Origin of the sequence: Halomonas sp. SIMBA_159 (assembly GCF_046536035.1) — a bacterium.
In the GTDB taxonomy this organism is placed as follows: Bacteria; Pseudomonadota; Gammaproteobacteria; order Pseudomonadales; family Halomonadaceae; genus Vreelandella; species Vreelandella venusta_A.
Genome location: NZ_JAWJBT010000963.1, coordinates 1 through 258, shown reverse-complemented (window position 1 = coordinate 258; position 258 = coordinate 1). Strand labels below are relative to the sequence as shown.

Here is a 258-nt window from a genome sequence, read left to right as displayed (position 1 = left end):
CGGCTGGTGCGCGAGTCACTGCGGATGCGGCCGGACCGTCTGGCGGTGGGCGAATGCCGCGGGGCAGAGGTCCGAGAGCTGCTCACCGCGCTCAACACCGGACATGACGGCGGCGCCGGCACGATGCACGCCAGCGGGCTCCGCGATGCGCCGGCCCGGGTCGTCCGGACCGTCCCCCTCGCCGGCCTCGCCGGGCTCGGTCGACGGTGACGCGGGCCCGGGGTCGACCTCCGGCTCCGGACGGCTCGCGGCAGGGGG

General features: G+C 77.9%; 1 protein-coding gene. It reads left to right on the top strand.

What is annotated here, in order from left to right; translation table 11 throughout:
- Positions 1-210: ATPase, T2SS/T4P/T4SS family (locus R0J87_RS22115; RefSeq protein WP_498888997.1), on the top strand; the 210-nt coding region annotated here is incomplete at its 5' end.
- Between the last annotated feature and the right edge of the window lie 48 nt (positions 211-258).